Origin of the sequence: Streptomyces sp. NBRC 110028 (assembly GCF_001417735.1) — a bacterium.
Lineage (GTDB): Bacteria > Actinomycetota > Actinomycetes > Streptomycetales > Streptomycetaceae > Streptomyces.
Window position 1 is genome coordinate 142,526 of the sequence record NZ_BBUZ01000035.1, and the last position, 20,366, is coordinate 162,891.

Below are 20,366 nucleotides of genomic sequence, written 5' to 3' on the forward strand. Positions count from 1 at the left end.
AAGGAGCCGGGGGCCCGATGGATCTCGACCTGACCGAGCGGCAGGAGGCGTTCCGGGCCGAGGCCCGGCGGTGGCTCGCGGCCCATGTGCCCGCCGCTCCGCTGCCGTCCCTGGAGACCGCCGAGGGGTTCGCCGCCCACCGCGCCTGGGAGCGGACCCTGGCGTCCGGCCGCTGGTCGGCGGTGACCTGGCCCGAGGAGTACGGCGGGCGCGGCGCGTCGGTGCTGGAGTGGCTGCTGTTCGAGGAGGAGTACTACGCGGCGGGCGCGCCCGGTCGGGTGAGCCAGAACGGCATCAGCCTGCTGGCCCCCACCCTCTTCGACCACGGCACCGCCGGGCAGCGCGCCCGGATCCTGCCGCCGATGGCGCGCGGCGAGGTGATCTGGGCGCAGGCGTGGTCCGAGCCGGAGGCGGGCTCCGACCTCGCCTCGCTGCGCTCCACCGCCCGGCGCGCGGACGGCGGCTGGCTGCTGACCGGCCAGAAGACCTGGTCCTCCCGGGCCGCCTTCGCCGACCGGGCCTTCGGGCTGTTCCGCAGCCACCGCGAGCCCGGGGCCCCGCCCCACCGGGGGCTGACGTATCTGATGTTCCCGCTGGACGCGCCGGGCGTGACCGTCCGCCCCATCTGCCGCCTCGACGGCAAGCCCGCCTTCGCCGAACTCTTCCTGGACGAGGTGTTCGTGCCCGACGAGGACGTCATCGGCGAGCCGGGGCAGGGCTGGCGGATCGCGATGAGCACCGCGGGCAACGAGCGCGGGCTGACCCTCCGCAGCCCCGGCCGTTTCACCGCCGCCGCCCGCCGTCTGGCCGCCCTGTGGCGGACACACGCCGACGCCGGGGAGGAGACGGCCGAGGCGGCCGCGGCCCTGCGGGATCGGGTGGCCGACGCGGTGATCCGCGCCCGCGCGTATGAACTCTTCGCCTACGCGGGCGCCTCGCGCCTGGCCGCCGGGGAAGCGCTCGGGGCCGAGTCGAGCCTCAACAAGGTGTTCTGGTCGGAGCTGGACATCGGCCTCCACGAAACGGCCCTGGATCTGCTGGGCCCGTGCGGTGAGCTGGCGGAGGACCGCTGGGCGGAGGGCTACGTCTTCGCACTGGCGGGGCCGATCTACGCCGGGACGAACGAGATCCAGCGGGACATCGTGGCGGAGCGGCTGCTCGGCCTGCCGAAGGGCAGGCGATGAGCGGCCCGCTCGCGCACCCCGCGTACGGCGAGACACGGCTCCCGGCGACACCCCGGCGGAAGACGAAGGGCGACCGCGCATGAGATTCCTGCTGGACCAGGCGCAGAGCGAGTTCGGCCGCACCCTCGACCGGATGCTCGGCGCCGCGGACACCCCCGGGGCGGTGCGGGCGTGGGCGCGCGGGGAGCCCGGGCCCGGGCGGGCGCTGTGGGAGCGGCTCGCCGAGGCCGGGGTGACCGGGCTCGCCGTACCGGAGGCGTACGAGGGGGTGGGGCCGCTGCCGGTGGAGCTGGCCGTGGCCTGCGTCGAGCTGGGGCGGCACGCCGCGCCGGGGCCGTGGGCCGAGACGGCCGCGGCGGCGGTGCTGCTGACGGCGTCCCCCGCGGCCGGGGACTGGCTGCCCCGTATCGCCTCCGGGCAGGCCATGGTCACCGTGGCGATGGCCGACGCCGGTCCGTACGCCCTGGACGCGGACGCCGCCGACGCCGTCCTGGCCGTGCGCGGCGAGGAGTTGTGGCTGGTCCCGGGGCACGGCCCGGTGCGGGCCTCCCTCGACCCCGCCCGGCGCCTCGCCCCGCCGCTGCCCGGGGGCGAGCGGCTGGCGCGGGGCGCGGCCGTCGCCGCGGCCGCCGCGCGCGCCGCGGACTGGGCCGCCTTCGCCACGGCCGCCCAGTCACTCGGCGCCGGGCTGGCGCTGCTGGACCGGACCGTGGCGTACGTCAAGCAGCGCACCCAGTTCGGCCGTGCGATCGGCTCGTTCCAGGCGGTGCGGCACCAGTTGGCGGATGTGCTCATCGGGGTGGAGTTCGCCCGGCCGCTGCTCCACGGGGCCGCCGTCGCGCTCGCGGCGGGCGGCCCGGGGGCCGGGGCCGAGGTCGCCGCCGCCAAGGTGGCGGCGGGCGACGCGGCGTACGCGGCGGCGCGCACCGCCCTCCAGCTGCACGGCGCGATCGGCTACACGGACGAGTACGACCTGTCGCTGTGGATCCGCAAGGCTCGCGCCCTGCGGGGCGCCTGGGGCTCGCCCTCGGTCTGCCGCGCCCGGGTGCTCGCGTCCTCAAGGCCGCTGCCTCCCGCCGCCGCAAGGAGTGTCACCCGGTCCACGTCCTGATCCATGCTGTACCGACGTAACAAAAGGCGGCGAAGCGAACAGCGAGGTAGCGGCGATGCACCGGCCCCGGCCCACCCTGGAGAGCGTGGCCCGGCACGCGGGCGTCTCCCGCGCCACGGCCTCCCGCGTCGTCAACGGCTCGACCAGGGTCGCCGACGACAGCCGGGCGGCGGTGCTGCGGGCCGTCGAGGAGCTGGGGTACGTCCCGAACCAGGCGGCCCGCAGCCTGGTCACCCAGCGCACCGACTCGTTCGCGCTCGTCCTGCCCGAGGAGCCGGACCGGGTGTTCTCGGACGACCAGTTCTTCCCCGGCGTGGTGCGCGGCGTCGGCCAGGAGCTGGAGGACGCCGACAAGCAGCTGGTACTGATGATGGCCCGCTCCCCCGCCGGCCGGGACCGCATCGAGCGCTTCGCCCTGGCGCGCCACGTCGACGGGGTCATGGTCGCCTCCGTGCACGGCGCCGATCCGCTGCCCGCCGCGCTGGCCCGCATGGGTATTCCGGTGGTCTGCAACGAACGGCTGCTGGGACGTACGGCGCTGCCGTACGTGGGCGTCGACAACGCCGGGGGCGCGGCCCTGGCCGTGGCGCATCTGCTCCGCTCCGGCCGCACCCGCGTCGCCACGGTCGCGGGCCCGCAGGACATGGTGGCCGGTATCGACCGGCTGAGCGGCTACCGGACGGCGCTGGCCGAGGCGGGGCGGGAACCGCTGGTGGCGGCCGGGGACTTCACACAGGAGTCGGGCGCGGTCGCGATGCGGGAGCTGCTGGGGCGGCAGGCGGAGCTGGACGCCGTCTTCGTGGCCTCCGACCTCATGGGCCTCGGGGTGCTGCGGGCCCTGCGGCGGGCCGGGCGGCGGGTGCCGGAGGACGTGGCGGTGGTGGGCTTCGACGATGTGCAGGCGGCGCGGTACGCGGACCCGCCGCTGACGACCGTGCGCCAGCCGATCGCGGAGATCGGGCGGCGGCTGGCGCGTCAGCTGCTGCGACTGGCGGGCGGGGAGACGATCGAACCGGCGGTGGTGCTGGACGTGGAGCTGGTGCTGCGCGGTTCGGCGTAGGGGGTGTCTTGTGGATCAGCCCGGCATGATCCACAAGACACCCCCTGGCCACCCCCGTCACGGGGCGGTGTACTGGCGCAGCTCCCCGCGGAAGTCCCGCTCGAACGCGTCGTACCTGCCCCGCAGGGCGGCGCCCGGCCACCCCCGCGGCAGCAGCTCGTCCGGCAGCACGGGGTCCGTCAGCAGATGCCGCAGCACCGCCGCGGCCACCGTGAAGCGGTCGGCAGGGCTCCGCACCGCGTCCAGGGCGTCGGCGAGGCGGCGGGCCCGGCCGGCCCACTCCGGCAGGTCCCAGAGCCGGGCCGCGAGGGCGGCCGGGTCGTCCTCCGGGGTGGCGGTGAAGCAGCCGCACTGCTCGGCGACCACGGGCGGGCGGGGGCGTACGAGGTTGGCGGGGCGCAGCCAGGTGCCCTCGCGGAGTTCGGCGAGCCGCAGCGCGGCCATCGCCTGGCGGAGCGCGGCGCGCTCGGGGGCGGGGCGGCGGTCGGGGGTGACGACGGCGATCTCCCAGGTGCCGTCCCAGCGCCGGGTGCGGGGCGCGCGGCTGTCGTCCTGGCGGGCCTGGCGGGCGAGCAGCCGGTCGGTGAGCCGGTAGGCGCCGCCGTGCTGTTCGAGGTCACCGGCGGCCACCATCCGGGTGAGGGCGACCCGCACCGTCCCCTCGGCCGTGCCGAACAGCGCGCCGACGCGGACGAGCGCGCGGGCGGGCAGCTCCGGCGGATGGTGGCCCAGCAGGGTGCTGAGCACGATCGAGCGCGCCGTCAGGGGGCGCAGCGTGAGCGTTCCGGTGTCGTCCATAACTGTGCGGAACCCTATCCATCACCGCCTCCCACCTGTCATTACAGTTTCCCATCACGCATACTGAAAATGTAAGAGACCCTTGAGTCCGCGAGGCCCGGCATCCGCGGCGACCCCAGGAGACCCTTTCCATGAGCGCGACGCACGAAGTCCTCAACCAGGCTCCGCCCCTCGCCGAATTCAGCACGGCCGACGAGCCCGCCCTGCTGGAGGCCCTGCGCCGGGACGGTGCCGAATGGGCCGAGCCACAGGTGCGGGAGGTGGGCGCCCGGGCCGGTTCCGCCGAGGTCCAGGACTGGGCCCGGATGGCGGAGGAGCACCCTCCGGTGCTGCACACCCACGATCGCTACGGGCACCGGATCGACGAGGTCGAGTACCACCCCGCCTACCACCAGCTGATGACCGCCGCCGTGGAGAGCGGTCAGCACGCGGCGGCCTGGGCCGAGACCCGCCCCGGGCGGCACCTGGCGCGCGCGGCCACGTTCTACGCCTTCGCCCAGGCCGAGCCCGGCCACGGCTGCCCGATCTCCATGACGTACGCCGCGGTCCCGGCGCTGCGCGCCGAACCGGAATTGGCCGCCGCGTACGAACCGCTGCTGACCGCCCGCGCCTACGACTTCGGGCTGCGCGCGCCGCTCACCAAGCGCGGGCTGATCGCGGGCATGTCGATGACGGAGAAGCAGGGCGGCTCGGACGTGCGCGCCAACACCACCGAGGCCACCCCCACCGCCGCGGACGACGGCACGTACCTGCTCACCGGCCACAAGTGGTTCACGTCCGCGCCGATGAGCGATGTGTTCCTGACGCTGGCGCGGACCCCCGAGGGACCGACCTGCTTCCTGGTGCCCCGCGTCCTGCCGGACGGCACCCGCAACGCCCTGCGCCTCCAGCGGCTCAAGAACAAGCTGGGCAACCGCTCCAACGCCTCCTCCGAGATCGAGTACGACCGCGCCATGGCCTGGCGGATCGGCGAACCGGGGCGCGGGGTGCGGACCATCGTCGAGATGGTCAACGTGACCCGGCTGGACTGTGTGATCGGCTCGGCGGCGGGCATGCGCGCCGGGCTGCGGCAGGCACTGCACCACTGCGAGCACCGCCGGGCCTTCGGCGCCGAGCTGATCGACCAGCCCCTGATGCGCAACGTGCTGGCCGATCTGGCGGTCGAATCGGAGGCGGCGACCACGCTCGCGATGCGGCTGGCCGCGGCCCTGGACCGCGCCGAGGCCGGGGACGGCGGTGAGGCGGCGCTGCGCCGGCTGGGGCTCGCGGTAGCCAAGTACTGGGTGTGCAAGCGCGGCGCCGTCCACGCCGCCGAGGCCCTGGAGTGCCTGGGCGGCAACGGCTACGTGGAGGACTCCGGCATGCCGCGCCTGTACCGGGAGGCGCCGCTGCAGTCGATCTGGGAGGGCTCGGGGAACGTCGCCGCCCTGGACGTGCTGCGCGCCCTCGGCCGGGAGACGGGCGCGCTGGACGCCTTCCTCGCCGAGGTGGACACTGCGGCCGGGGCCGACGCACGGCTGGACGCGGCGGTGGCCCGGCTGCGCGCGCTGCTGCCGCAGGCCGCCGATCCGCAGCGGGCGCAACTGCTCGCGCGCCGCCTCGCCGAACAGATGACCCTGGTCCTGCAGGGCAGCCTGCTGGTGCGCTACAGCCACCCGGCGGTCGCCGACGCGTTCTGCGCGTCCCGGCTCGACGGGGACTGGGGGCACGCCTTCGGCACCCTGCCGCCGGGGACGGACACCGGCCCGATCCTTGACCGGGCCCGGCCCAAGGACCTGGGAGCGTAAACCTCACTCACGGAAACCTCCTTATTATTTCCCCTATTCGGACGAATCATCGGGGGCACAGGGCTGACGGCGGCCCGTTCAGCCGAATATCTCCTCGTGAATCGATGGCATGGCGCATGGCGGGCGGGGGTCCTCACGACGGCCCTGCTGCTCGCCTCGACGGGGGCGACAGCCGTGGCCGACGGGGACGGTGACGGCCGGGCGGCCGCCACCACCGCCCCGCGGCGGACGATCGACGTCCGGGGCGGGGCGGCGACGGGGGACGGGGGTGCGGACCATGGACCGCGTGCGGGGGTGAGGCTGCGGGTGCGGGTCCAGATCGGCCCGGGCTTCTGTGGGTGCGTCAGGGCGTCGGTGGCGGCACGGCGGGACCGGCTCAGGTTCCGCCACGGCTGGTGCCCGCCGCCCAAGCCCACACCCACGCCCACGCCCACGCCGCCCAAGCCGACGCCCACCCCGACCCCCACGCCCACTCCGCCCGAACCGACGCCCACGCCGACGCCGAGCCCCACGCCGACCCCTTCGCCGACGCCCACGCCCAGCGCGTCGCCTTCGGCCACCCCTGCGCCGCGCCCCACGCCACCGCGCGCCCCCGCGCCCACCCGGCCGGCAGAGCCCGCCCCCGCGCCCGCGCCGTCCACGCGGCGCCCCGCGGCGCCGCTTCCGGTCGCTCCGCCGGCCCGGCCCCCGAAACCTCCGGCACCGCCCCCCGAGCCGGCCCCCGCGCCGAGCGGGACCCGCCGCGTCGAGGTGCGCGCGTATCACAAGCCCGCACACCACCAACCCGACGGCGGGACCTCCTTGGTCACGTTCACCCTGCTGCTCACCGCGCCCGCGGTCCTCGCGGCCGCCGCGCTCCGCCCCCGCTCGCGCTCCGGCTCGCGCGGCCGGCGCGGCTGACCCGCGCCCACCGCCGGCCGTCCCGGCCTTTTCGTACCGGAGGTTACCCATGCCCGAATGGCTGATTCTGACTCTTCTGACGGCCGGGATCTGCTCGGTCGTCGTCGTCCTCGCGATCCTCAACGCCCGCCGGCTCGGCGAGGACGACGATCCGAGCGAGACCCCCGATGTCCTCGACTACATGATCATGATGATCGGCGTGGTCTACGCGATCGTGCTGGGCCTGGCCATCGCCGGGGTCTGGGAGGCCCGCGGCGCCGCCCAGGACGGGGTGCGGACGGAGGCGCAGGCGCTGCACGAGGTGAGCGAGCGGGTGAGCGTCTACCCCCAGCCGGTGCGCGACCGCATCCGCGACGACGTCGACGCGTATGTGCGCCATGTGGTGTCCCGGGAGTGGAAGGTGATGGTCGACCAGGGCGAACTGACCGACCGGGGCGCCGACCTGCTGGCCAGGCTGCGGCACGACGTCACCATGGCCGAGCCGCACAGCGACCTCCAGGCGCAGGCCTACCAGCCGCTCATGGACCAGGTGGCCGCCGTCGACGACGCGCGGGGCGCCCGCCAGCAGAGCGCGGGGCCGACGATGCCCGAGGTGGTGTGGTTCGGGCTGCTGTTCGGCGCGGCACTGGTGATCGGGCTGGTCTTCACCCTGCAGATCCGCCGCTCACCACGGGAACTGATGCTGGCGGTGATGTTCACCGCCCTCATCATCTTCCTGCTCTACCTGGTGTGGGACTTCGACGATCCCTTCGGGCGGTCGGTCGGCGACGCGACGACGCCCTTCACCGACCTGTTCCCCAGTGCCCGAGGAGGTCTGTGACCTCCGTCCCGGGTCAGGAAACCGGCACCGGGAGCACCCGGCGCAGCGGGTCCTCGGGCAGCCGGCCGTGGGCCTTCCACTCGCGCGGGTAGCCGACCGAGACCTCCTGGAACTTCACGCCGTCCTCCACCGTGGTCCGCGGAATGTGCAGATGCCCGTAGACGACGGTCTCGGCGCGGAACCGGACGTGCCAGTCGGCGGTCAGCTCGGTGCCGCACCACAGGGCGAAGTCGGGGTAGCGCAGCACTCGGGTGGGCAGCCGGGTCATCGGCCAGTGGTTGATGAGCACCGTCCTCAGCGCGGGGTCGCAGGCCGCGAGCCGGGCCTCGGTCTCGGCGACCCGGGCGCGGCACCAGGCGTCGCGGGTGGGGTAGGGGTCGGGGTGCAGGAAGTGCTCGTCGGTGCAGATCACGCCCTCGTCGTGGGCGTGGGCGAGGGCGGCCTCCTTGGTGGTGATGCCGTCGAGGCGGAAGGTGTAGTCGTACAGCAGGAACAGCGGGGCGATGGTGAGCGGCCCGCCGATGCCCTCCCACACCGGGTACGGGTCCTCGGGCGTGACGACGCCCTTGCTCCGGCACATCTCCACCAGCGTCTCGTAGCGCGCCACGCCCCGGGCCTCCACCGGGTCCTTGGGGTGGGTCCACAGCTCATGGTTGCCCGGCGACCAGATGACCTTGGCGAAGCGCTCGCTCAGCAGCCCCAGGGCCCATTCGATGTGGGCGAAGACCTCGCCGACGTCCCCGGCGACGATCAGCCAGTCGTCCTCGGAGCCGGGCCGCAGCCGCTCCACGATCGCCCGGTTCTCCTCGTAGGCCACGTGCAGGTCACTGATGGCGAGTAGTTCGCCCCGGTGCGTGCCGCCCATTGCTTCTCCTGTCGTACGGTCGGCGGTCATGTTGCGGTCGCGGTGTCGTCGCGCCGCGGGGCAGGCCGGTTGATCACCCCTTTCTCCCTGGCGCTAGCCTCGCAGATGTGGTGGACAAACTTCCCGCGGCCTTCGAGCGCGGAACTGACGGTCCGAAGGTTATCGTGGCCGGTGTCGACGGCTCCGACTCGTCCTGGCGTGCCGCCGCGTACGCTGCGGGGCTGGCCAGGCGCCAGAACGCGCTGCTCGCCCTGGTGTACATCCAGCCCGTGATGGCGGCCGGTGCGGCGCTGGGCGCCTCCGTGGCCGACACCACGGCAGAGGTGGCCGAGGAGCTGCTGCGGGAGGTGCGCAAGGCGGCCGAGCGGCTGCGCGGCGCCTTCGAGGTGCGCTGGGAGTTCCACACCTTCCGCGGCGATCCGTACAACGGCCTGGTGACGGCGGCGGACGAGCTGAAGGCCGACGCGGTCGTGGTCGGCGCGTCCGAGCGGGCGGGGCACCGCATCGTCGGCTCGGTGGCGGTCCGGCTGGTCAAGGCCGGGCGCTGGCCGGTCACGGTGGTGCCGTAGCCGGCCGGGCGCGCCGGCGGCGTCCGGCTCGCGGACGGGGGCGCGGTGAGGCACCGTGGGGAGAGGAACCATCGGACCGCCCCCAGGACCGGGGAGAGTGCCATGTCGCATACCTACCGGGTGACGGAGATCGTCGGCTCGTCCGCCGAGAGCGTCGACGACGCGATCCGCAGCGGCATCAGCCGCGCCTCGAAGACGCTGCGCAATCTCGACTGGTTCGAGGTCGGCGCCGTCCGCGGGCATATCGAGGACGGCCGGATCGCGCACTACCAGGTAGGGCTGAAGGTCGGGTTCCGGCTGGAGGAGACCGACTCCGGCTCCGGTGATCTGCCCGGCTGATTCAGCCACGGGGGACGACGGCGGACAGCACGGACGGCAGCGGATACCAGTCGGCGGTCGCGAGGCTGGCGTGCCGCGCGGCGAGGTCGTTCACCCGCGCCCTGGCCTGGGCCTCGGTGGGGTGGGTGCCGTCGATGGCGGGCGCGACGTTCTGCGCGTCGGTCATGATCAGGATGTAGTGGCGGGCGTCGTACCAGGCGGTGTCGATGTCGCGGGTGACGTACGCGGAGGCGTCGCCGTCGAAGAACACGAACCACGGGCGGATCGCGGCGTCCTGGTACCGGGTGCGCGGGTCGCCGGCGGCGGCGGTGTGGACGGCGGGGAAGGCGGCCGCCCTGCGGAGGTTTCCGGCGGCGGCGAGATCACGCAGATGGGTGGCGTACTCACGATCGGTCCACAGGGTGTCGAGCGGGTTGTTCTCCTCGACGGTGCCGGGGATCAGCTCGACGATGAACTTGCCCGCGAGCGCGGACCGGGACGGCCAGGCCCCGGCCCGTACCGCCTCGTCCAAGTCGGTGTGGTCGCCCACCACGTCAGCGGGGCGCAGCAGCGCGTCGCCGAGGGTGGCGCCGAGGAGCGCGTCGAGGTCGTCGGGGCCGCGGCCGCTCTTGTCGTAGAAACCGTCCTTCAGCTCCGTCTTGATGACGATGGGACGGTGGCCGGGATGGGCATCGTGCCAGGCCTTCATGTCGGCGAGGCAGCCCGCCAGGCTCTGGTCGCGGGCCTTGGTGCGCAGTTCGGCGGGGGTGGCGGCGTTCTCGCAGTTGTTGTCGTTGCCGAGCGGATTGCTGTGCGAGACCCGCCACCCGGCGCCGAACGCATTGGTCCACACGTCGAGTTCGAGCAGGGAGGCGCCGGAGTCGAGCGCGTCGGCGAAGTACGGATACTTCGCCTTCTCGTACGCGTTGTGCACGCCCACCCCCGTGGTGGCGGCGTACGACGGCTCGGCGGCGGCGGCGGCCGGGCTCGCGCCCGCCGACGCCGTCAGACACAGCGCGGCGACCGCCGCGGCGACCGCCACCGTTCGTGTGTGCCGCGCCCCGCCGGACGCGGATCCCCCCGAGTTGCCCATCCGACCCCACCCCTGCCGCTGCCATCAGAACTGGGCAGCAGCGTACGGGAGGGGCCCGCGGGTGACGAGAGGGACTTCGTCACATGGCGGGGTTCTGGGGTCTGTCGGGGTGTGCTCGGCTCAGATCCGCCTCATCGGCCCAAGTCGACTCAGGCGGCCACGAGTTCGCGGGCCGCCGCGGTGATCGCCTCGGCGTCGATCCCGGCCTGGTTCAGCTGCTCGGCCGGGGTGCCGGACATCGGCATGTTCCGTACGGCGAGCCGCACGATGCGCGGCGCCGGGCCGCCGTCGGCGAAGGCGCCCTGGACCGCGTCGCCCACACCGCCCTCGGGGTGGTGGTCCTCGACGGTGATCAGCCGGCCCGTCACCTCGGCGGCGGTGCGCAGCGCTTCGGCGTCGACCGGCTTGAGCGAGTACAGGTCGATGACGCGGGCGGAGATGCCGTCCTGGGCGAGCCGGTCCGCTGCGGCGATGGCCTCGTGCACGGTGACCCCGGCCGCGACGAGGGTGACGCGGTCGCTCTCGGTGGCGCGCAGGATCTTGGACCCGCCGATGGGGAAGCGCGCGGAGGACGGGTAGATGACGGGCGTTCCGCCGCGCGAGGTGCGCAGGTAGCGGATGCCCGACAGCTCGGCCATGGCCGCGGTCAGCTGGGCGGTCTGGTTGGCGTCGCACGGGTAGAGCACGGTGCTGCCGTGCACGGCCCTCATCGCCGCCAGGTCCTCCAGGCCCATCTGCGAGGGCCCGTCCTGGCCGATGGCGACCCCGGCGTGCGAGCCGACCAGGTTGAGGTCGGCGCGGCTGACGGAGGCCATCCGGACGAAGTCGTAGGCACGGGTGAGGAAGGCGGCGAAGGTGCAGGCGTACGGGTTCCAGCCGCGCGTCTGCATGCCCACCGCGGCGGCCACCATCTGCTGTTCGGCGATGTAGAACTCGAAGTAGCGCTCGGGGTGTTCCTTGTGGAAGTACTCCAGGCGGGTCGAGTCGCCCACCTCGCCGTCGAGCGCCACCACATCGCCGCGGGCGGTGCCGACGGCGGCCAGCGCCTCGCCGAACGCGTCGCGGGTGGGGACGGTGTCGCCGGTGTTGAAGCGCGGCAGGCTCAGCGGGCCCTCCGACGTGGGCCGGGTGGGTTTCTCCTCGGGCGGGCCGAGCACCGGCACCGCCATGTTCCGTACGCCGCCGAGTTCGGCGATGGCCTCATCGGCGTCCTTCAGCGGCTTGCCGTGCATGCCCTCGTGGTTCTCCGCGGAGGCGACGCCGCGGCCCTTCTGGGTGCGGGCGATGATGGCGGTGGGGCGGCCGACGGTCGACGTCGCCTCGCCGTACGCGCGGTCGATCGCGGCGATGTCGTGCCCGTCGACCTCGATGGTGTGCCAGTCGAAGGCGCGGATGCGGCGCGCGTAGGCGTCGAGGTCCCACTGGTGGCGGGTGGGTCCGCGCTGGCCGAGCCGGTTGACGTCGATGATGGCGGTGAGGTTGTCCAGCCGTTCGTGGCCCGCGTGCTCGAACGCCTCCCAGACCGATCCCTCGGCCATCTCGCTGTCCCCGCACAGCACCCAGACCCGGCTGGAGACGTGGTCGAGCCGCTTGCCGGCCAGCGCCATGCCGACACCGAAGGGCAGCCCCTGGCCGAGCGATCCGGTGGCCACGTCCACCCAGGGCAGTTCGGGGGTGGGGTGGCCCTCCAGCCGGCTGCCGAGCTTGCGGAAGGTGAGCAGTTCCTCGTCCTTGAGCGCCCCGGCCGCCTTGTAGAGCGAGTACAGCAGCGGGGAGGCGTGCCCCTTGGAGAAGATCAGGTGGTCGTTGCCCGGGTGCTCCGGCTTTTCGAAGTCATAGCGCAGGTGGTTGCCCATGAGGACGGCCATCAGGTCCGCCGCCGACATCGACGAGGTGGGGTGGCCGGACCCGGCGGCGGCCGAGGACCGCACGGAGTCCACCCGCAGCTGCTGCCCCAGTTCGCTGAGCTGTTCGTGTCGCATTGTTCTCCTTCCAGGTTCGTCCCCGCGGTTCAGCCGCCGCCGCGGCCGTGCCGCGCGACCTCGGGCGACTCGGTGTCCAGCGGCACCGACCAGGACGGCACCAGGCCGAACTGCACCGCCTGCGGCGGCAGCGCCGCGTCCAGCAGCCAGTCGGCGGCCACCCGGATCCGGTTGCCGGGCATCGCCATCAGGTGGTAGCCGCGGGTGACCGCGTTGGCCGCGGGGCCGGCCAGCGGGATGTGCAACGGGTCCGCGGCCGCTTGTACCCCGCCGAGATCGACCGTGAACCCCAGGTCGTGGTGTTTGTACGGGCGCGGGGTGCCGCGTCCGAAGGAGGCGAGGATGTTGTGGGCGGCCACCTTGCCCTGGCGCTGCGCGTGCTGCGCGGTCATCGGCGTGAACTCGCCCGGCCGGGTCAGATCCGGCACCGCGGCGGCGTCCCCGCAGGCCAGCACCTCCGGATGGCCGGGGACGGCCAGATACCGGTCGACCCGCAGCCGCCCGTGCTCGGTCGCCAGCCCGAGGCCGTCCACCAGCGGGTCGGGGCGTACGCCGACGCACCAGATCAGCGACCGGGTGTCGATGAACTCACCGTCGTCGAGCAGCACCCCGTCGGAGGTGGCCTCCTTGACCGAGGTGCCCATCCGGACGTCGACCCCGCGCCGCCGCAGCACCCGGTCCGCGGTGCGGGACAGCCGTTCGTCGAGGCTGGGCAGCACCCGCTTGGCGACGTCGATCAGCATCCAGCGGGGCCGGGACTCGCCGCGCAGCGCGGCGTTCCGCCGGGCGAGGGAGTCGGTGAACAGGGTGCCGTGGGCGGCCACTTCGGTGCCGGTGTACCCGGCGCCCACCACCACGAAGGTCTTGCGCGCGGCCCGCTCGCGGGGGTCCCGGGTGTTGGCCGCCATCTCGAGCTGGCGGGTGACGTGGTCCCGCAGGAACAGGGCCTCCGGCATGCCGCGGAAGCCGTGGGCGTGCTCGGCCACGCCCGGGATCGGCAGCAGCTTGTTGACGCTGCCCACCGCCAGGACGAGCCGGTCGTAGCTCATCTCGCCGCGCTCGCCCTCGGGGTCGGTCCAGGCCACGCGGCGGCCGGTGAGGTCGACGGAGTCGACGTTGCCCAGCACCAGCCGGACGTGCGGGAGGGTGCCGGTGAGGGACACCGACACCCGCCGGGGTTCCAGGACGCCGGCGGCGACCTCGGGGAGCAGCGGCAGGTACAGAAAGTAGTCGTTGGGGTTGATCAGGACGATTTCCGCTGTACGGCGCAGGGCGCGGGACAGCGTACGGGCGGCCTGGTAACCGGCGAAACCGGCCCCCACGATCACGATGCGTACTGGGCTCACACGGAACTCCCGGGCGCGACGAGGGCAGAGCGCTCCAAGTGCCCGTGCGGGCCGAGGTCAAACCTGGGGTGCGGCCGGCCCCGGCCCGGTGGACAATGCCGCCGCCCGGGCCGGGCGCTGTCGCGGGGGCTACGACCGGACCGGTTCGTCCCAGTCGATGCGGTAGCCGGTCTGCCAGTCGCCGCCGGTGGTGCCCGCCCGGTCGAGTCTGCGGGGCATCGTGGCGTCCCGCAGGGCCCGCTTGACGGGGCCGGGGGCGGTGCGGCGGGCCAGGCCCGCGCTGTTCGCGGCCACCGTCTCGACCCGTTCGCGGCGCAGCCCCTCGTACGCGGCGAGCGCCGACCGCGGGCCGGGCAGATCGCGCAGGCACTTGGCGAGCACCACACCGTCCTCGATGGCCAGCGAGGCGCCCTGGGCGGCGTTGGGCGCGCACGCGTGCGCCGCGTCCCCCACGACGACCATGCCCTCCTCGGACCAGACGGGGGTGGAGATCAGGTCGTACGCGGCGGTGGCGACGATGCTCTCGCCGGTGGCGCGGACGATGTCGGCGGCCGGGGTGTGGTCCTCGGCGAACAGTTCCGTCAGCCGCTCCCGCCACTGCCCGGGGGTGACGGCGGCCAGCTCCGCCTTGGACAGTTCGGCCGCCGGGGCGTTGCTGAACCACCACACCTCGCCGTCGGGCGCGGTGGTGCAGCCGAAGAACGCCTGCTTGCCGAAGACCATCCGGTAGGTCTCCGGGGCGGGCGGTTCGGCGACGTCGCGGGTGTAGCCGCACACCGTGTGCTGTCCGGTGTAGCGGGGCCGGGGCGCGCCCGCGTCGATGGTCCGGCGGATGAGGGAGTGGATTCCGTCGGCGCCGACGAGGACGTCGCCCACGGCCCGGCCGCCGTCCGCGAAGGACCCCACGACGCGGCCGTCCGGGCCGGTCTGGGCGGCCAGCAGCCGCTTGCCGTGCTCGACGCGCACTCCGCGGCGCACCGCTTCCTCGCGCAGCACCCGGGCCAGGGTGGCGCGTCTGATCGTGACCGCCCCCAGCCCGCCGTCCTCCGCGCCGGCCATCGGCTTGTCGCCCAGCCGTTTGCCGGTGTTGCTGATGAATTCGACGCGGGTGGCCGGGAAGCCGTGTTCCAGGACCGGCCCGTGGGCGTCGATGGTGCGCAGCGCCTCCAGGCCGTTGTTCGCGACGAGGAGGAACGCACCGCCCGTGTCGGTGGCCTCGGGAGGGTACGCCTCGTAGACGACCGCGTCGATGCCCGCCTTGTGCAGGGCCATCGCGGTGACCGTGCCGGCGATGCCGCCACCGATGATCAGGGCCTTGGTCATGGTGCTCCGTGACAGAGGGTCGGGAAAAGGTGACAGCACCATAGGGCCAGCGCGCGGGTCCCGGGGCGGGTTCGCCGAGGCCGGTACGGCGGTGTGCGGAGGCGGCTACTTGAGCAGCCGGGACATCCGGCGGTCGGCGAGCGGTTTGCCGCCGGTCTGGCAGGTGGGGCAGTACTGGAGCGAGGAGTCCTTGAAGGACACCTCGCGGACGGTGTCGCCGCACACCGGGCAGGGCTCTCCGGCGCGGCCGTGCACCCGCATCCCGCTGTGCTTCTCCGCCTTGAGGTCCCCGGCGGCGAGCCCCCGGGAGCGTTCGACGGCGTCCCGCAGGGTGGCGCCCATCACCTCGTACAGGACGGCGATCTCCTCCTCGGAGAGGTCCGAGGCGAGCCGGTAGGGCGACATCCGGGCGGCGTGCAGGATCTCGTCGGAGTAGGCGTTCCCGATCCCGGCGATGACGCTCTGGTCGCGGAGCACGCCCTTGATCCGGTGGCGTACGCCGCGCAGCAGCCCGGCGAACGCCTCCTGGGTGAAGGAGCCTTCGAGCGGGTCGGGGCCCAGGCGCGCGACGCCCGGCACCTCGGCGGGGTCGCGCACGCAGTACACGGCCAGCCCCTTGCGGGAGCCCGCCTCGGTGAGGTCGAAACCGGAGCGCTCCGGTCCGGAGAGCAGCAGCCGCAGCGCCAGCGGGCCCCGGCCGGGGCGCGGCGGGGCCTCGGGCAGCCCGTCCTTCCAGCGCAGCCAGCCCGCGCGGGCGAGATGGATGACCAGGTGGGGGCCGTCGGTGGCCAGGTCGAGGAACTTGCCGTGGCGGCCGGCCGCCGTGACGGTGCGGCCTTCCAGGGCGGTCAGCGGCGGGTCGTACGTCTTCAGCACGCTCACCGCGACGGGCAGGACGCGGGCGATCTCCCGACCCACCGCGCGGTCGGCCAGGATCCCGGCGAGGGCCTCCACCTCGGGCAGCTCCGGCATGCCACCAGTGTGCCGCAGCACCGGCCGGGGGCGCCCGGCCACCCGCGCCCCACCCTCGTACCACTCCGGGCTGCGGGGTGCGGCCTCCTCCCCTACTGTCTCTCTTGTCCGCTGGACACCTTTATCCCCTTTGACCCCCGATGCCTCATTCGCCCCGCACGGAGAGTCCCCATGCCCGACACCGGACAGCGTGAGCGGTCCGCACCACAGTACGAGCCGTACGAGGCTCATGAGGCGTACGAAGGGGGGAGCCCCGAGGCCGAGCGGCTGCTCTTCGAGAAGCTGGCGCGCGAGCTGATGAGCGTCCAGCGGGAGCACCAGCGGGCGTCGGGCGCCGCCCAGCTGCTGCGCACGTTCCACGCGAAGGCGGCGCTCGGCGTGGAGAACGCGCGGCTGCGCTTCCACGACAGCCTGCCGCCCGAGCTGTGCGTGGGATACGCCCGGCCGGGCGCCGTGTACCCGGCCGTGGTGCGGCTGTCCAACGAGAGCGGCACCGAGCGCCATGACGCCACTCCCGATCTGCGCGGGATGGCGGTGCGGGTCCAGGCCCGCCCCGGGGAGAGCCACGACCTGCTGGCCACCAGCTTCCCGGTGTCCCACGCCGCCGACGCCCGCGAGTTCGTGGCCTTCGCCAAGGCGACGGCGGGCGCGGACACCACCGTCGAGCGGGCGTTCGGGCTGTTCGTCAGGCTGCCGCTGGCCGTGGGCTGGGGAGCCGCCGACCGGATGCGCCGCAATGTGCACACCGCGACCCGCCACATGGTCGGCTCACTGGCCCGCGAGACCTTCTGGAGCCGGGGCGCGATCCTGTGGGGCGCGGCCGGGCCCGTGCGCTACCAGCTGCGCCCGGCCCCCGGCGGCACCCCCGCACCGCTCCCCGACAGCTCCGACCCGGACTACCTCCACCATGAGCTGACGATGCGGCTGGCCACCGGCGATGTGTGTTTCGAGCTGTGTGTGCAGCGCTACGCGGACGAGCGCCGCACCCCGGTCGAGGACGGCTCGGTGGAGTGGCGGGAGAGCGACGCCCCGGTCGTCCCGGTGGCGCTGTTGACCGTACCCCGCCAGGATCTCGACACCGCCGAGGCCCGGGCGGCGGCCCGCCGGGTCGAGCAGCTCGCGTTCAACCCGTGGCACACCACGAAGGAGTTCCGGCCGCTGGGCAACCTCAACCGGGCCCGTAAGGCGGCGTACGAGACGGCCGCCGCGCACCGGCTCGGGCTGTGCGCCGGCGCCGCGCCGCCGCCGCGCGACACGGTCCTGGGAGTGCCGGTGCGGGCCGGGGCGCGACTGGCCCTCGGCCTGGTCGACCGCTGTGTGCCGTGGCACCGGCTGCCGGTGCCGCCGGGGATGCCCGGCCTGGCCGCGCTGCGCGGGACGCTGCGGCGGCTGCGTCTCCTCGACGCGGACGCCGACACCCGTTAGCCCGGACGCCGATGCCCGTCAGCCCGCTGGACCGGTTCACCACCGCGATATCGTGTGCCGGTTCACGCGGGCCGGACACGGGGGAGCGGTTATGGACGGCGAGGCCGGGGCGGGCCGGGGGCGGCGCGTCACCATACGGGACGTGGCCGCGCGCGCCGGGGTCTCCAAGGGCGCGGTGTCCCTCGCCTTCAACGACCGGCCCGGAGTCTCCCCGGCCACCCGGGACCGTATCTTCGCGGCCGCCCGCGAACTGGGCTGGGCCCCCCATCTCTCCGCCCGCTCGCTGGCCGGCTCCAGGGTGGACACGGTCGGGCTGGCCATCGCCCGCCCGGCCCGGACGCTGGGACTCGAACCCTGGTTCATGGAGTTCGTGTCGGGCATCGAGAGCGTGCTGGTCGAGCGGTCCTGCTCGCTGCTGCTGCGGCTGGTGCGGGACGTGGCGGAGGAGATCGAGGTCCAGGAGGCGTGGTGGCGCGGGCGGCAGGTGGGCGGCTCGATCCTGGTCGACCTGCGCGACGGCGACCCGCGCGTTCCCGCGCTGCGGCGGCTCGGGCTGCCCGCCGTCGCCGCCGGGCACCCGTCCCTGGCGGGCGGGCTCACCTCGGTGTGGACCGACGACGCCACCGCGGTGGGCGAGGCGGTGCGCTATCTGGCGGCCCTCGGCCACCGGCGGATCGCCCGGGTCGGCGGCGCGCCCGCGCTCGGCCACAGCACCGTGCGCACGGCGGCCTTCGAGGCCACCTTGGGCGAGTTGGGGCTCGGGGCGGGGCGCACGGTGACCACGGACTTCTCCGGCGAGGAGGGGGCGCGGGCCACCCGCGCCCTGCTGGCCTCGGGCGACCGGCCGACGGCCATCATCTACGACAACGACATCATGGCGGTGGCCGGTCTCTCGGTGGCGGCCGAGATGGGACTCACGGTCCCGGCCGATGTGTCGCTGCTGGCGTGGGACGACTCCCAGCTGTGCCGTCTGACGCATCCGACGCTGTCGGCCATGAGCCACGATGTGTCCGGCTTCGGGGCGGAGGTGGCGCGCCGGCTGTTCGACGTCCTGGACCGGGCCGAGCCCCGCGCCCATCAGGCCCCCACCCCGGCCCTCACCCCCCGTGCCAGCACGGCGCCGCCACCGGCGCGCCGGGCCTGAACCGGTTCAGCGGCCCCGCCGGGCCCCGCATGCCCCGCCGCGCTGCGGGCACTCGCCGGAGGTGGTACGGATAGCCGCAGGCCTCGTCGGCAACAGGCCCAGGGAGCAGCCCTTATGGAGTGGTTCACGTCGTCCGGCTACTGGCTGAGCCGGCTGGTCCTCCAGCGGGGACTGGCCGCCGTCTACCTGATCGCCTTCCTGACGGCGGCCACCCAGGCCCGGGCCCTGATCGGCGAGCGCGGGCTCACCCCGGCGCCCCGGTTCCTCGCGCGGGTGCCGTTCCGCCGCTCGCCCAGCCTGTTCCATCTGTACTATTCCGACCGCTTCTTCACCGCCCTGGCCTGGCTCGGCGCCGCGCTGGCCGCCGCCGTGCTGGCGGGCGCCGCCGACGATGTGCCGCTGTGGGCCGCGATGGCGGCGTGGCTGGCGCTGTGGCTGCTGTATCTGTCGATCGTCAACGTGGGGCAGGTGTGGTACGGCTTCGGCTGGGAGTCGCTGCTGCTGGAGGCCGGGTTCCTGGCCGTGTTCCTGGGGAACGAGCGGACCGCGCCGCCGGTGCTGATGCTGTGGCTGCTGCGCTGGCTGCTGTTCCGGCTGGAGTTCGGCGCCGGGCTCATCAAGCTGCGCGGGGACCGCTGCTGGCGCGATCTGACGTGCCTGTACTACCACCATGAGACCCAGCCGATGCCCAACCCGCTGAGCTGGTACTTCCACCATCTGCCGAAGCGTCTGCACCGGGTCGAGACGGCGGCCAACCATGTGGCCCAGCTGGTCGTTCCGCTGGCGCTGTTCACCCCGCAGCCCGCCGCGAGCGTGGCCGCGGGCATCATCGTGGTCACCCAGCTGTGGCTGGTGGCCTCCGGCAACTTCTCCTGGCTGAACTGGGTGACGATCCTGCTGGCCCTCGCCGCGGTCGACGGGCGGATGGCCGCCGGGGTGCTGCCGCTGCCTGCGCCGCCCCCGCTTCCCGCTCCCCCGGTCTGGTACGAGGTCCTGGTGGCGGCGGTCTTCGTCTTCGTCGCGGTGCTCAGCTACTGGCCCGCCCGCAATCTCCTCTCGGGCCGCCAGCTGATGAACTACTCCTTCAACCCGCTCCATCTGGTCAACACCTACGGCGCCTTCGGCAGCGTCAGCCGCAGCCGGCAGGAGGTGGTGATCGAGGGCACCGACGAACCCGCGCTCACCCCGGACACCGTGTGGAAGGAGTACGAGTTCCGGGGCAAGCCGGGCGATGTGCGCCGGATGCCGCGTCAGTTCGCGCCGTACCACCTGCGACTGGACTGGATGATGTGGTTCGCCGGGATCTCCTCGGCATACGCCCGGTCCTGGTTCACCCCGCTCGTCGGCAAGCTGCTGGTGAACGACCCGGCCACGCTGAAGCTGCTGCGCGCCTCCCCCTTCCCGGACGCGCCGCCCACCCACATCCGGGCCCGGCTGTACCTCTACCGCTTCACCACCCGGCGGGAGCGGCGCGCCGGCGGCGGGTGGTGGCACCGCACCCTGATCGGCGAATTCCTGCCGCCGGTCCGGCTGGAGGAGGTGCACCCGCCGGGCCCGTGACGAGGGCGGGTTGGGCAGCGGGGCAACGGCGTTACGCGACCACTCCCCCTCTGGCCGCCCCTTTTGTTACTTTTCTTGAGAATTAGGTAAACATACTGCCATGTGGGTT

General features: G+C 74.0%; 17 protein-coding genes. 10 read left to right on the forward strand and 7 right to left on the reverse strand.

All coding sequences use genetic code 11. The annotated features are described in order from the left end of the window. Window positions 1-17 precede the first annotated feature (17 nt). The 3 genes from ASC60_RS28055 (at window position 18) to ASC60_RS28065 (ending at window position 3,355) form a co-directional block, all read left to right on the forward strand. Window positions 18-1,184 carry an acyl-CoA dehydrogenase family protein gene (locus tag ASC60_RS28055; RefSeq protein ID WP_055555735.1) on the forward strand — a complete coding sequence of 389 codons (1,167 nt, stop codon included), beginning with the start codon at window positions 18-20 and terminating at the stop codon, window positions 1,182-1,184. 79 nt (window positions 1,185-1,263) lie between these two features. Next, complete coding sequence (locus tag ASC60_RS28060) at window positions 1,264-2,295, forward strand: acyl-CoA dehydrogenase family protein (protein ID WP_055555737.1); 1,032 nt, start codon at window positions 1,264-1,266, stop codon at window positions 2,293-2,295. A gap of 55 nt (window positions 2,296-2,350) precedes the next feature. Further along, window positions 2,351-3,355 (forward strand): LacI family DNA-binding transcriptional regulator, encoded by a 1,005-nt coding sequence (locus ASC60_RS28065; RefSeq protein ID WP_055555739.1) that lies wholly within the window; start codon window positions 2,351-2,353, stop codon window positions 3,353-3,355. A gap of 57 nt (window positions 3,356-3,412) precedes the next feature. Here ASC60_RS28065 and ASC60_RS28070 read toward each other — a convergent pair whose 3' ends face one another. Beyond that, window positions 3,413-4,153 carry a PaaX family transcriptional regulator C-terminal domain-containing protein gene (locus tag ASC60_RS28070; RefSeq protein WP_055555741.1) on the reverse strand — a complete coding sequence of 247 codons (741 nt, stop codon included), beginning with the start codon at window positions 4,151-4,153 and terminating at the stop codon, window positions 3,413-3,415. 131 nt (window positions 4,154-4,284) lie between these two features. On the opposite strand from ASC60_RS28070, the gene ASC60_RS28075 reads away from it, so the two are divergent. Next, the gene (locus ASC60_RS28075; protein WP_055555743.1) at window positions 4,285-5,940 is read left to right on the forward strand and encodes an acyl-CoA dehydrogenase family protein; all 1,656 of its coding nucleotides are present in this window, start codon (window positions 4,285-4,287) and stop codon (window positions 5,938-5,940) included. A gap of 949 nt (window positions 5,941-6,889) precedes the next feature. Beyond that, window positions 6,890-7,660 carry a DUF4239 domain-containing protein gene (locus tag ASC60_RS28080; RefSeq protein ID WP_055555745.1) on the forward strand — a complete coding sequence of 257 codons (771 nt, stop codon included), beginning with the start codon at window positions 6,890-6,892 and terminating at the stop codon, window positions 7,658-7,660. A 13-nt stretch (window positions 7,661-7,673) separates the two neighbouring features. Here the strand turns inward: ASC60_RS28080 and ASC60_RS28085 are convergent, their stop codons facing one another. Further along, window positions 7,674-8,525, reverse strand: coding sequence for a metallophosphoesterase (locus ASC60_RS28085; RefSeq protein ID WP_055555747.1), 852 nt, complete (start codon window positions 8,523-8,525; stop codon window positions 7,674-7,676). Between the two features lie 107 nt (window positions 8,526-8,632). On the opposite strand from ASC60_RS28085, the gene ASC60_RS28090 reads away from it, so the two are divergent. Both ASC60_RS28090 and ASC60_RS28095 read left to right on the forward strand, forming a co-directional pair. Further along, window positions 8,633-9,094 carry a universal stress protein gene (locus ASC60_RS28090; RefSeq protein ID WP_055555749.1) on the forward strand — a complete coding sequence of 154 codons (462 nt, stop codon included), beginning with the start codon at window positions 8,633-8,635 and terminating at the stop codon, window positions 9,092-9,094. Window positions 9,095-9,196: 102 nt separating this feature from the next. Continuing rightward, window positions 9,197-9,433 carry a dodecin gene (locus tag ASC60_RS28095; protein ID WP_055555751.1) on the forward strand — a complete coding sequence of 79 codons (237 nt, stop codon included), beginning with the start codon at window positions 9,197-9,199 and terminating at the stop codon, window positions 9,431-9,433. Between the two features lies 1 nt (window position 9,434). On the opposite strand, the gene ASC60_RS28100 is transcribed toward ASC60_RS28095, so the two are convergent. The 5 genes from ASC60_RS28100 to ASC60_RS28120 all read right to left on the reverse strand — a co-directional run bounded on the left by ASC60_RS28100 (window position 9,435) and on the right by ASC60_RS28120 (window position 16,128). Then, entirely contained in the window at window positions 9,435-10,505 is a 1,071-nt protein-coding gene (locus ASC60_RS28100) for a phosphatidylinositol-specific phospholipase C domain-containing protein (protein WP_055555753.1), read from the reverse strand. 149 nt (window positions 10,506-10,654) lie between these two features. After that, on the reverse strand, window positions 10,655-12,487 hold the full coding sequence (locus ASC60_RS28105) for a transketolase (protein WP_055555756.1): 1,833 nt from the start codon (window positions 12,485-12,487) through the stop codon (window positions 10,655-10,657). Window positions 12,488-12,516: 29 nt separating this feature from the next. After that, entirely contained in the window at window positions 12,517-13,833 is a 1,317-nt protein-coding gene (locus tag ASC60_RS28110) for an NAD(P)/FAD-dependent oxidoreductase (RefSeq protein WP_055555758.1), read from the reverse strand. 129 nt (window positions 13,834-13,962) lie between these two features. Continuing rightward, window positions 13,963-15,156, reverse strand: a complete 1,194-nt coding sequence (locus tag ASC60_RS28115) for an FAD-dependent monooxygenase (protein ID WP_055555759.1) — start codon at window positions 15,154-15,156, stop codon at window positions 13,963-13,965. A gap of 105 nt (window positions 15,157-15,261) precedes the next feature. Next, window positions 15,262-16,128: an Fpg/Nei family DNA glycosylase gene (locus ASC60_RS28120; protein WP_055555839.1), complete on the reverse strand. Its 867-nt coding sequence runs from the start codon at window positions 16,126-16,128 to the stop codon at window positions 15,262-15,264. A 171-nt stretch (window positions 16,129-16,299) separates the two neighbouring features. On the opposite strand from ASC60_RS28120, the gene ASC60_RS28125 reads away from it, so the two are divergent. From ASC60_RS28125 to ASC60_RS28135, 3 genes are all read left to right on the forward strand, one after another. Further along, window positions 16,300-17,553 (forward strand): hypothetical protein, encoded by a 1,254-nt coding sequence (locus ASC60_RS28125; RefSeq protein ID WP_199831071.1) that lies wholly within the window; start codon window positions 16,300-16,302, stop codon window positions 17,551-17,553. Window positions 17,554-17,644: 91 nt separating this feature from the next. Further along, window positions 17,645-18,697: a LacI family DNA-binding transcriptional regulator gene (locus tag ASC60_RS28130; protein WP_055555761.1), complete on the forward strand. Its 1,053-nt coding sequence runs from the start codon at window positions 17,645-17,647 to the stop codon at window positions 18,695-18,697. Window positions 18,698-18,811: 114 nt separating this feature from the next. After that, window positions 18,812-20,257, forward strand: coding sequence for a lipase maturation factor family protein (locus ASC60_RS28135; RefSeq protein WP_055555763.1), 1,446 nt, complete (start codon window positions 18,812-18,814; stop codon window positions 20,255-20,257). Window positions 20,258-20,366 lie beyond the last annotated feature (109 nt).

Bases quoted from the DNA above. Each gene is read 5' to 3' on its own strand.
- ASC60_RS28055 (WP_055555735.1), top strand. From the start codon at position 18: ATGGATCTCGACCTGACCGAGCGGCAGGAGGCGTTCCGGGCCGAGGCC.
- ASC60_RS28060 (WP_055555737.1), top strand. From the start codon at position 1,264: ATGAGATTCCTGCTGGACCAGGCGCAGAGCGAGTTCGGCCGCACCCTC.
- ASC60_RS28065 (WP_055555739.1), top strand. From the start codon at position 2,351: ATGCACCGGCCCCGGCCCACCCTGGAGAGCGTGGCCCGGCACGCGGGC.
- ASC60_RS28070 (WP_055555741.1), bottom strand. From the start codon at position 4,153: ATGGACGACACCGGAACGCTCACGCTGCGCCCCCTGACGGCGCGCTCG.
- ASC60_RS28075 (WP_055555743.1), top strand. From the start codon at position 4,285: ATGAGCGCGACGCACGAAGTCCTCAACCAGGCTCCGCCCCTCGCCGAA.
- ASC60_RS28080 (WP_055555745.1), top strand. From the start codon at position 6,890: ATGCCCGAATGGCTGATTCTGACTCTTCTGACGGCCGGGATCTGCTCG.
- ASC60_RS28085 (WP_055555747.1), bottom strand. From the start codon at position 8,525: ATGGGCGGCACGCACCGGGGCGAACTACTCGCCATCAGTGACCTGCAC.
- ASC60_RS28095 (WP_055555751.1), top strand. From the start codon at position 9,197: ATGTCGCATACCTACCGGGTGACGGAGATCGTCGGCTCGTCCGCCGAG.
- ASC60_RS28100 (WP_055555753.1), bottom strand. From the start codon at position 10,505: ATGGGCAACTCGGGGGGATCCGCGTCCGGCGGGGCGCGGCACACACGA.
- ASC60_RS28105 (WP_055555756.1), bottom strand. From the start codon at position 12,487: ATGCGACACGAACAGCTCAGCGAACTGGGGCAGCAGCTGCGGGTGGAC.
- ASC60_RS28115 (WP_055555759.1), bottom strand. From the start codon at position 15,156: ATGACCAAGGCCCTGATCATCGGTGGCGGCATCGCCGGCACGGTCACC.
- ASC60_RS28120 (WP_055555839.1), bottom strand. From the start codon at position 16,128: ATGCCGGAGCTGCCCGAGGTGGAGGCCCTCGCCGGGATCCTGGCCGAC.
- ASC60_RS28125 (WP_199831071.1), top strand. From the start codon at position 16,300: ATGCCCGACACCGGACAGCGTGAGCGGTCCGCACCACAGTACGAGCCG.
- ASC60_RS28130 (WP_055555761.1), top strand. From the start codon at position 17,645: ATGGACGGCGAGGCCGGGGCGGGCCGGGGGCGGCGCGTCACCATACGG.
- ASC60_RS28135 (WP_055555763.1), top strand. From the start codon at position 18,812: ATGGAGTGGTTCACGTCGTCCGGCTACTGGCTGAGCCGGCTGGTCCTC.